8 protein-coding genes and 1 pseudogene are annotated in these 8,129 nt (G+C 66.7%); 2 read left to right on the top strand and 7 right to left on the bottom strand.

The window, feature by feature from the left end; all coding sequences use genetic code 11:
• From H926_RS0103975 to H926_RS0103945, 6 genes and pseudogenes are all read right to left on the bottom strand, one after another.
• Window positions 1-738, bottom strand: a pseudogene (locus H926_RS0103975) (histidine kinase); the annotation flags it as partial.
• On the bottom strand, window positions 738-1,349 hold the full coding sequence (gene kdpC, locus H926_RS0103970; protein ID WP_022675161.1) for a potassium-transporting ATPase subunit KdpC: 612 nt from the start codon (window positions 1,347-1,349) through the stop codon (window positions 738-740). The gene kdpC and the pseudogene H926_RS0103975, both read right to left, overlap by 1 nt.
• 12 nt (window positions 1,350-1,361) lie before the next feature.
• Window positions 1,362-3,359 (bottom strand): potassium-transporting ATPase subunit KdpB, encoded by a 1,998-nt coding sequence (gene kdpB, locus H926_RS0103965; RefSeq protein ID WP_043607732.1) that lies wholly within the window; start codon window positions 3,357-3,359, stop codon window positions 1,362-1,364.
• Window positions 3,360-3,388: 29 nt separating this feature from the next.
• Window positions 3,389-5,104 (bottom strand): potassium-transporting ATPase subunit KdpA, encoded by a 1,716-nt coding sequence (gene kdpA / locus H926_RS0103960; protein WP_022675159.1) that lies wholly within the window; start codon window positions 5,102-5,104, stop codon window positions 3,389-3,391.
• 13 nt (window positions 5,105-5,117) lie between these two features.
• Window positions 5,118-5,207 carry a K(+)-transporting ATPase subunit F gene (kdpF, locus tag H926_RS25490; RefSeq protein ID WP_022675158.1) on the bottom strand — a complete coding sequence of 30 codons (90 nt, stop codon included), beginning with the start codon at window positions 5,205-5,207 and terminating at the stop codon, window positions 5,118-5,120.
• Between the two features lie 123 nt (window positions 5,208-5,330).
• Window positions 5,331-5,609: a hypothetical protein gene (locus H926_RS0103945; RefSeq protein ID WP_133726776.1), complete on the bottom strand. Its 279-nt coding sequence runs from the start codon at window positions 5,607-5,609 to the stop codon at window positions 5,331-5,333.
• A gap of 166 nt (window positions 5,610-5,775) precedes the next feature.
• On the opposite strand from H926_RS0103945, the gene H926_RS25485 reads away from it, so the two are divergent.
• Window positions 5,776-6,405: a DUF1826 domain-containing protein gene (locus tag H926_RS25485; protein WP_022675156.1), complete on the top strand. Its 630-nt coding sequence runs from the start codon at window positions 5,776-5,778 to the stop codon at window positions 6,403-6,405.
• Here H926_RS25485 and H926_RS0103935 read toward each other — a convergent pair.
• Entirely contained in the window at window positions 6,381-7,349 is a 969-nt protein-coding gene (locus H926_RS0103935; RefSeq protein ID WP_028657553.1) for a bile acid:sodium symporter family protein, read from the bottom strand. The genes H926_RS25485 and H926_RS0103935 overlap by 25 nt on opposite strands.
• Window positions 7,350-7,478: 129 nt before the next feature.
• Here H926_RS0103935 and H926_RS0103930 point away from each other — a divergent pair.
• Window positions 7,479-8,129 (top strand): LysR family transcriptional regulator (locus tag H926_RS0103930; protein WP_022675155.1); only part of this gene is annotated, 651 nt, incomplete at its 3' end.

Raw genomic sequence — 8,129 nt, 5'->3', positions numbered from 1 at the left:
GGTGGCCCAGGTGCCGGCGAGCGCCTGGGCGCGGACATCGTCGAGCATCTGCGCATCGACCGCCTGGGCCGCGCGGCGCAGCACGAGTTCGCGCAGGGCCGAAAGATTGGAGCGGGAAAAGAAGTGATGCAGCGCGCGCGCCGCCTCGTGCGGGACATAGACCTTGCCCGCGCGCAACCGCTCGATCAGTTCATCGGGCGGGGTATCGACCACCTCGATCTCCGCCCGATCGAGCAGGCGATCGGGCACGGTTTCGCGCACCCGCACATGGGTAAACGAAGCGACGACATCGTTGAGGCTTTCGAGGTGCTGGATGTTGAGCGTGGACCACACGTCGATCCCGGCGGCGAGGATTTCCTCGACATCCTGCCAGCGCTTGTCGTGCCGGCTGCCCGGCGCGTTGGCGTGGGCGAGTTCGTCCACCAGCACGAGCGCGGGCTTGCGCTCGAGAATGGCGTCGAGGTCCATTTCCAGCAGGGTATGGCCGCGATGCGCTACCTCTTTGCGCGGCAGCACCGAGAGCGGGCGCAGCCGTGCCTCGGTCTCGACCCGGCCATGGGTTTCGACCACGCCCACCACCACGTCCACCCCGGCGCGGGCCTGGCCCAGCGCGTCGTCGAGCATTTCGCAGGTCTTGCCAACGCCAGGAGCCGCCCCAAGGAAAACCTTGAGGCGGCCTGAGGTTTCCTGCTCGGCAAGGCGCAGCAGGGCTTCGGGATCGGGGCGTGCCGGCGTCATCAATGCCCTTGTGCGCGCGCCGACGTGGCTTCGTCCAGTGCCCTGTTGAGCGCCAGAACATTGACCCGCGGTTCGCCCAGCAGGCCCAGCAGCGGCTGCTCCACCTGCGCCTCTACCAGTTCATGGACCTTTTCCGGGGCCAGGCTGCGGGCGGCGGCCACGCGGTTTACCTGGGAAAAGGCTGCCTCGGGGCTGATATGGGGGTCAAGCCCCGAGGCAGAGGTGGTCACCAGGTCAGGCGGAACGGGAGAGCCTGGTGAAGAGGCGGCAAAATCCTTGACCGCGCCGGCCACGCGATCGTGCAAGGTTTGCGAGAACGGCGCGAGGTTGGACCCGGCAGATGCCGAGGCATCGTAGCCATTGCTGCCCGCCGCCGAGGGGCGACCGTGGAAGTAGCGGGCGCTGGTAAAGGCCTGGCCGATCAGGTCAGAGCCGATGACCTGGCCGTGGTCGGTGATCAGGCTGCCATTGGCGGCCCAGGGAAAGGCAGCCTGGGCCACGGCGGTGATGGCGGCGGGGTATGCCAGGCCAAGCAGGCCAGCAAACAGCCCGGTCATCATCAGCGAGGGACGCACCGCAGCGACGAGTTCCCGATTGATTACAGACGACATGAGCGAAATCCCTTAGGCAAGATGCAGAGCGGCGACGAGCATATCGATCGCCTTGATCCCGACGAACGGCGCGATGAGCCCGCCGACGCCAAAGACCGCCAGGTTGCGAGCAAGCAGTGCGCCAGCCCCGACCGGACGATAGCGCACACCCTTGAGCGCCAGCGGCACGAGCGCGGGAATGATCAGGGCGTTGAACATGATCGCCGACAGGATCGCGCTTTGCGGGGTGGCAAGGTGCATCACGTTGAGCACCGAGAGCTGCGGATAGAGCGCCAGGAACATCGCCGGGATAATGGCGAAGTACTTGGCCACGTCATTCGCCACCGAGAACGTGGTGAGTGCGCCGCGCGTCATCAGCAACTGCTTGCCCAGCCCGACGATCTCGATCAGCTTGGTCGGATCGCTGTCGAGATCGACCATGTTGCCCGCTTCGCGCGCAGCCTGGGTGCCGGTGTTCATCGCCACGCCCACGTCGGCCTGGGCCAGGGCGGGCGCATCGTTGGTGCCATCGCCGCACATCGCCACCAGGCGGCCGCCCTGCTGCTCGCGCCGGATCAGCGCCAGCTTGTCTTCGGGCGTTGCCTCGGCCAGGAAATCGTCGACGCCGGATTCAGCGGCAATGGCAGCGGCGGTTAGCGGATTGTCACCCGTGATCATCACGGTGCGGATGCCCATCTTGCGCAGTTCGGCAAAGCGTTCGCGGATGCCGGCCTTGATCACGTCCTTGAGCGCGACGATCCCCAGCAGCGTGCCGTTTTCAGCAACCGCCAGGGGGGTCTGCCCCTGGCGCGCGACGTCTTCGGCAATGCGGCGCAGCTCGGCAGCCGCCGTGCCACGGGCGGCATCGGGAACGCTGCGCAGGATCGCATCGACTGCGCCCTTGGTCACGACGTGGCCGTTGTTATCAAGGCCGGAGATGCGGGTCTGGGCGGTGAACGGAATGACCTCGGCACCGGCGGGTACGTCGGGCACGTCCAGGCTGTGCGCTTCCTGCGCCAGACGCAGGATCGAGCGGCCTTCGGGCGTTTCATCGGCCAGGCTGGCCATGAGCGCGGCGCGCGCCAAGGTGGCCGGAGCCGTGCCCGCCAGGGGCAGGAAGTTGCTGGCCTGGCGGTCACCGACGGTGATCGTGCCGGTCTTGTCGAGCAGCAGGACGTCGATATCGCCGGCCGCTTCCACCGCGCGGCCAGACTTGGCGAGCACGTTGAATTGCACCAGGCGGTCCATCCCGGCGATGCCGATGGCCGAAAGCAGTGCGGCGATCGTCGTCGGGATCAGCGTGATCAGCAGGGCGGCCAGCACCGCCACGGGGATCTGCCCCCCGGCATAGCGGGCAAATGCCGGAATGGTGGCGACCGCGATCAGGAAGATGATCGTGAGGCCGACGAGCAGGATGGTGAGCGCGATCTCGTTCGGGGTCTTCTGGCGCTGGGCGCCTTCGACCAGGGCGATCATGCGATCGAGAAAGCCCTGCCCGGCTTCCTGCGTCACCCGCACGGTGATCTCGTCAGACAGCACGCGGGTGCCGGCGGTGACGGCCGAACGGTCGCCACCGGCTTCGCGGATCACCGGCGCGCTTTCACCGGTGATGGCCGCTTCGTTGACCGAGGCCACGCCGGCGATCACTTCACCATCGGCGGGGATCAACTCGCCAGCGGCGACCATGACGACCGCGCCCTTTTGGAGGGTGGCGGCCGAAACCTTGCTGCCATCGGGCAGACGGGCCACCAGGTCTGACCGCGTGGCGCGCAGCGAGGCGGCCTGGGCGCGGCCGCGCCCTTCGGCCAGGCTTTCGGCAAAGGTGCCGAACAGCACCGTCAGCCACAGCCAGACGATCAGCTGGATCTGAAAGCCCAGCGACAGGCCGGTGTGGCCCACGAACAGCAGCACGGTAAGCAGCAGCGCGACGACGGCGGTGGTGAACAGCACGGGGTTGCGCACCAGCTGGGCGGGATGCAGCTTGCGCAGCGCGCCACCCAGCGCCGGTACGACCAGTTCGGCCGAAAACATCGAGGTAGGTTGGGACACGGCAGGTATCCTCAGTAAAGCAGGCCGGCAGCGCCGGTGAGATGATCGGCCACCGGGCCAAGCGCGAGCGAAGGCAGGAAGGTAAGGCCACCGACGATCAGGATCGTGGCGACCAGCAGGCCGATCCACAGGCCACCCGTGGTCGGGAACGAACCCGGCCCGGCCGGCGTGTGCTTGCGGCTGGCAAGGCTGCCGGCAATCGCCAGCACGGGGATCACGATCAGGAAGCGGCCAAGCCACATCGCCACGCCCAGCAGGCCGTTGTAGAACGGGGTGCCCGCAGTGAGCCCGGCAAAGGCCGAACCATTGTTGGCCGTGGCCGAGGTGAAGGCATAAAGGATTTCGGAAAAGCCATGCGGCCCCTTGGCCAGCGGCCCGGCAAGGCCCGCCGGCAGCACCACGGCCACCGCAGTAAGTCCCAGAATGCACAGCGGCAGGATGACAATGGCGAGCACCGCCAGCTTCACCTCGCGCGCTTCCACCTTCTTGCCCACGTATTCCGGGGTGCGGCCGACCATGAGCCCGGCGAGGAACACCGCGAGTACGGCAAACAGCAGGAAGCCATAGATGCCCGAGCCCACGCCACCGATGACGATTTCACCCAGTTGCATGTTGAACAGCGGCACCAGGCCACCGAGCGCGGTGAAACTGTCATGCATGGCGTTGACCGCCCCGCACGAAGCCGCCGTGGTCACAGCCGCGAACAGCGCGCTGGCCGCCGCGCCAAAGCGCACTTCCTTGCCTTCCATGTTGGCGCCCATCACGCCCAGGTGATGCAGCATCGGGTTGCCGGCGGCTTCGCGCCACCACGCGAACGAGGCACCAGCCACAAACAGCAGCAGCATGGCCCACAGGATCGCCCAGCCCTGGCGCGTGTTGCCCACGGCCTTGCCGAACGTATAGGTCAGCCCGGCGCCCAGCGCGAAGATCGACAGCATCTGGACGAAATCGACCAGCGCGGTGGGATTTTCGAAGGGATGGGCCGAGTTGGCATTGTAGAAGCCGCCACCGTTGGTGCCGAGCATCTTGATCGCTTCCTGCGAGGCGACCGCGCCGACCACGATGGCCTGGTGTGCGCCTTCCAGCGTCTTGGCATCGATCAAGCTGGCAAAGGTCTGCGGCACGCCGCTGGCCACCAGATAGAGCGCATAGACAATGCACGCCGGCAGCAGGACATAGAGCGTCACGCGGGTGAGATCGGCCCAGAAGTTGCCCAAGTGGCGCGTTTCGGCGCGGGCAAAGCCACGGAACAGGGCAAAGGCCACGGCAATGCCGGTGGCTGCCGAGAGGAAGTTGTGAATGGTGAGGCCAAGCATCTGCGACAGGTTCGACAGCACCGTTTCACCGGCATACCACTGCCAGTTGGTGTTGGTGACGAAGGCAATCGCAGTGTTCATCGCCCCGTCGGGCGACAGGCCGGCAAGGCCGCGCGGGTTCATCGGCAAGCTGCCTTGAAGCCGCAGCACGGCGTAGGTAAAGATCACCGTGACGACCTGGAACAGCATCAGGTGCACGGCATATTGCCGCCAGTCCTGCTCCTGGTTCGGGTTGATGCCGGCGACACGGTAGAAGGCGCGCTCGACCGGGCCGAGCACGCGGTGCAGCGGCGTGGTGCGGCCTTCATAGACGGCAAACAGCCAGAGGCCGAATGGCTTGGCCATCAGGGCGACCAGCGCGGTGAATACCAGGATCAGGCCAAAGCCCGACGCAAGGGTGGCAGATGTCATTGCACGGCCCCCATCAGAAGCGTTCGGGCCGCAGAAGCACGGCCACGAGATAGACAAGCAGGCCAGCCGCGACGAGCGCAGCGAGCATTTCGGGAATGGTCATCGGAGTGTTCCTCAGGCCCCGTGGTGTCGGAGCCAAAGCTTCAGGCCTTGTCGCACAGGGCAACGGCGGCGAGCGTGATACCGAACAGGCCGGCAAGAATGGCCAGCCAGACAAGATCAGTCATTATGCGCGATCCTTTCGCGACACGGGCAGCCAGGCACGCGGCGGGCGCGGCTGCAACCGGAATAGGCCAGAGCCACCGATGCCCAGGCCAAGCCCGGTCCAGAGCGCGGCCACGATCAGCAGCGCGACGAGCAGCGCCAGCGGGCCGGGATGGCCGTTTTCCGCGTGTTCAACCTGGGCCAGGCCCCGGGCAAGCAAGGGGACGGCGGCCAACGCGGCCAGCCCTGCGAGGCGCAACCCCATATCGCGTCCGCGCGGCCCCACAGATCGATAGTCCATGATCAGCTCCTTGGCTGTGAGATGGCGTCGATGTGGGCCTTGTGGCCGTTAAGGTTCCACGGCGCGGTGCGTGCAGGGCATAAGGATTCCGTAAAGACCGCCTGGCTTGACCGTGGCACGCTTTGGCGTCAATGTAATGGTATCACATTACATTTAACGAGATGCCATGACCACCTCCCTGCCCCGCCATCCCGCCATCGCCTGCGCTCCATGCGAAGCGGTGCTGGCACAGATTCACCAGCCCGCGGTGCAGCTCGCCCTGTGGCAGCGGCCCCGCCCGGCAGCGCTGGCCTGGCTAGACGGGATCGACCTTGCGGCGATTGCCGATATCGACTGCTGGATCGATGCACCGTTTCGGGCAGATGCGGTGGACAAGCAGCTGCATGCCGCAGGATTTCCGGCGCAACCGGCCACGGCCGCGCTGACCGCCGACATCGTGCGGCAGATGCGCGGTTTTGCCGCGATAACGCACAGCCCGCGCCTGCGCCTGCGCCTCGATGTGGTGGAAACCGATGCCTGCCGCCGCTTCCACATGGACTATGTCAGCGTGCGGCTGCTGCTGCCGCTGGTCGGGCCAGGCACGCAGTGGATCATGGCCGATGCGCCGCCCCACGGCCCGGTGCAGCAGTTGCAGCCGGGCCACGTTGGCCTGTTCAAGGGGCGGCTGGCGGTGGCAGAGCCGGCCGTGCTTCACCGCTCTCCGCCGATCGCCGGCACGGGGCAGCGGCGGCTGTTGCTGGTGCTCGATCCGCTGGATCAGACCGCCAATGATCAGCTTTCCGGCCGGGCGGCATAGCGCCGCGCCAGCGTGGCGCAGACGAACAGCTGCGCCTGGTGGAATAGCATCAGCGGCAGGACAATGAGGCTGACGGCGTGGCCGGCGAACAGGATCGTCGCCATGGGGATGCCGCTCGCCATGCTCTTCTTCGATCCGCAGAACACGATGGTAATCTCGTCTTCGGTGTTGAAGCCCAGCTTGCGGCTGGCAAGCGTGGTGGCGACAATGACCAGTGCCAGGATCAGCAGATCGAGCACCAGCACGATCAGCAGGTCGACCGGAGCCAGACGGGTCCACACACCCGCCACCATGCCCGCGCTGAACGCGGCATAGACCACCAGCAGGATCGACCCGCGATCGACATAGCTGACGATCTTCTTGTGGCGGACCAGCCAATCGCCGATGAACGGCCGCGCCACCTGCCCGGCCACGAAGGGCAGCAGGATCTGCATGGCGATGGTTTCCAGCGAATGGGCGGAAAAGCCACCGCTGGCCGAGGTGGGCAGCAGCAGCGCGGTGAGCACCGGGGTGAGCGCCACGCCGACGAGGTTGGACAGCGACGCACTGCACAGCGCCGCAGGCACGTTGCCCCGCGCGATGGAGGTGAAGGCGATCGAGGACTGCACGGTCGACGGCAGCACGCACAGGAACAGCAGGCCCACGGCAATATCGGGCGCGACCAGCCCGCCGATGAGGTGGACGACGCCCAGCCCGATCAGCGGAAACAGCACGAAGGTGCTGGCGAAGACCAGCGCCTGCAGCCGCCAATGGGCCATGCCCTGCCACACCGCCTGGGGCGCCAGCCGCGCGCCATAGAGAAAGAACAGCAGCGCAACAGCAGCGGTCACCGCCACGTCGGCCACGGCGACCCCGGCGCCATGCGCGGGAAACACCGCCGCAATCGCGATCGTGCTGATCAGCAGCAGCAGATAGGGATCGATCAGAGTGCGCAGCTTGCCCATGGGCGGCGTGTCCTTGCCAAAAATGTCAGCCTGCACCTAGGGCTCTGCGTGGACATGCACAATCATGATCATCGCGATAACAGTCATTCACCATCTTGATAGCAGGCGATACTGTGGCATGATGGCCCGATGATCGGACCTGACCTGCTGCGCGCGTTTGTCACCGTCGCCGAATGCGGCAGCTTTACCGCCGCAGCCCGGACGCTGGGCACGCGGCAATCCACGGTGAGCCAGCAGATCCGTCGGCTGGAGGAACTGGCCGGGCGGCGTCTTTTGGCGCGCGACACCCACCGCGTGGCGCTCTCGGCCGAAGGGGAAGCGTTTCTCGACCATGCCCGCCGCGTGCTCGACGCCCACGGCCGGATGGATGCCCACCTGTCCGGCCTGCGCCTTCGCGGCCAATTGCGCTTTGGTGCGTGCGAAGATTTCGTGCTGTCGGCCCTGCCCGATGTCTTGGCGCAGTTTTCGCGGCGCCATCCCGATGTCGACGTGGCATTGACCGTGGCGCTGAGCGAAACGCTTTACGACCAGTTCGACGCGGGCGGGCTGGACATCATGTTCGTGAAGAAGCGCTCCGGCGAGCGGCGCGGGGTGACCGCCTGGCGCGAGACGGTCGGCTGGGTCGCCTCGCCCGATTTCCGGCTCGATCCGGGCGACGCCGTGCCGCTGCTGCTCTATCCGCCGCCCAGCGTGACCCGCGCCCTGGCGCTCGATAAGCTGGATCGCGTGCGCGCGCCCTGGCGCGTGGCGTTTACCAGCGGCTCATTGAGCGGGCTGACC

It is taken from the genome of Novosphingobium sp. B-7, assembly GCF_000410615.1.
GTDB lineage: Bacteria > Pseudomonadota > Alphaproteobacteria > Sphingomonadales > Sphingomonadaceae > Novosphingobium > Novosphingobium capsulatum.
The sequence above is the reverse complement of the archived record's forward strand: the minus strand, read 5'-3'. Positions and strand labels throughout refer to the sequence as shown.

Bases quoted from the DNA above. Each gene is read 5' to 3' on its own strand.
- kdpC (WP_022675161.1), bottom strand. From the start codon at position 1,349: ATGTCGTCTGTAATCAATCGGGAACTCGTCGCTGCGGTGCGTCCCTCG.
- kdpB (WP_043607732.1), bottom strand. From the start codon at position 3,359: ATGTTTTCGGCCGAACTGGTCGTACCGGCGCTGGGTGGCGCGCTGCGC.
- kdpA (WP_022675159.1), bottom strand. From the start codon at position 5,104: ATGACATCTGCCACCCTTGCGTCGGGCTTTGGCCTGATCCTGGTATTC.
- kdpF (WP_022675158.1), bottom strand. From the start codon at position 5,207: ATGACCATTCCCGAAATGCTCGCTGCGCTCGTCGCGGCTGGCCTGCTT.
- H926_RS0103945 (WP_133726776.1), bottom strand. From the start codon at position 5,609: ATGGACTATCGATCTGTGGGGCCGCGCGGACGCGATATGGGGTTGCGC.
- H926_RS25485 (WP_022675156.1), top strand. From the start codon at position 5,776: ATGACCACCTCCCTGCCCCGCCATCCCGCCATCGCCTGCGCTCCATGC.
- H926_RS0103935 (WP_028657553.1), bottom strand. From the start codon at position 7,349: ATGGGCAAGCTGCGCACTCTGATCGATCCCTATCTGCTGCTGCTGATC.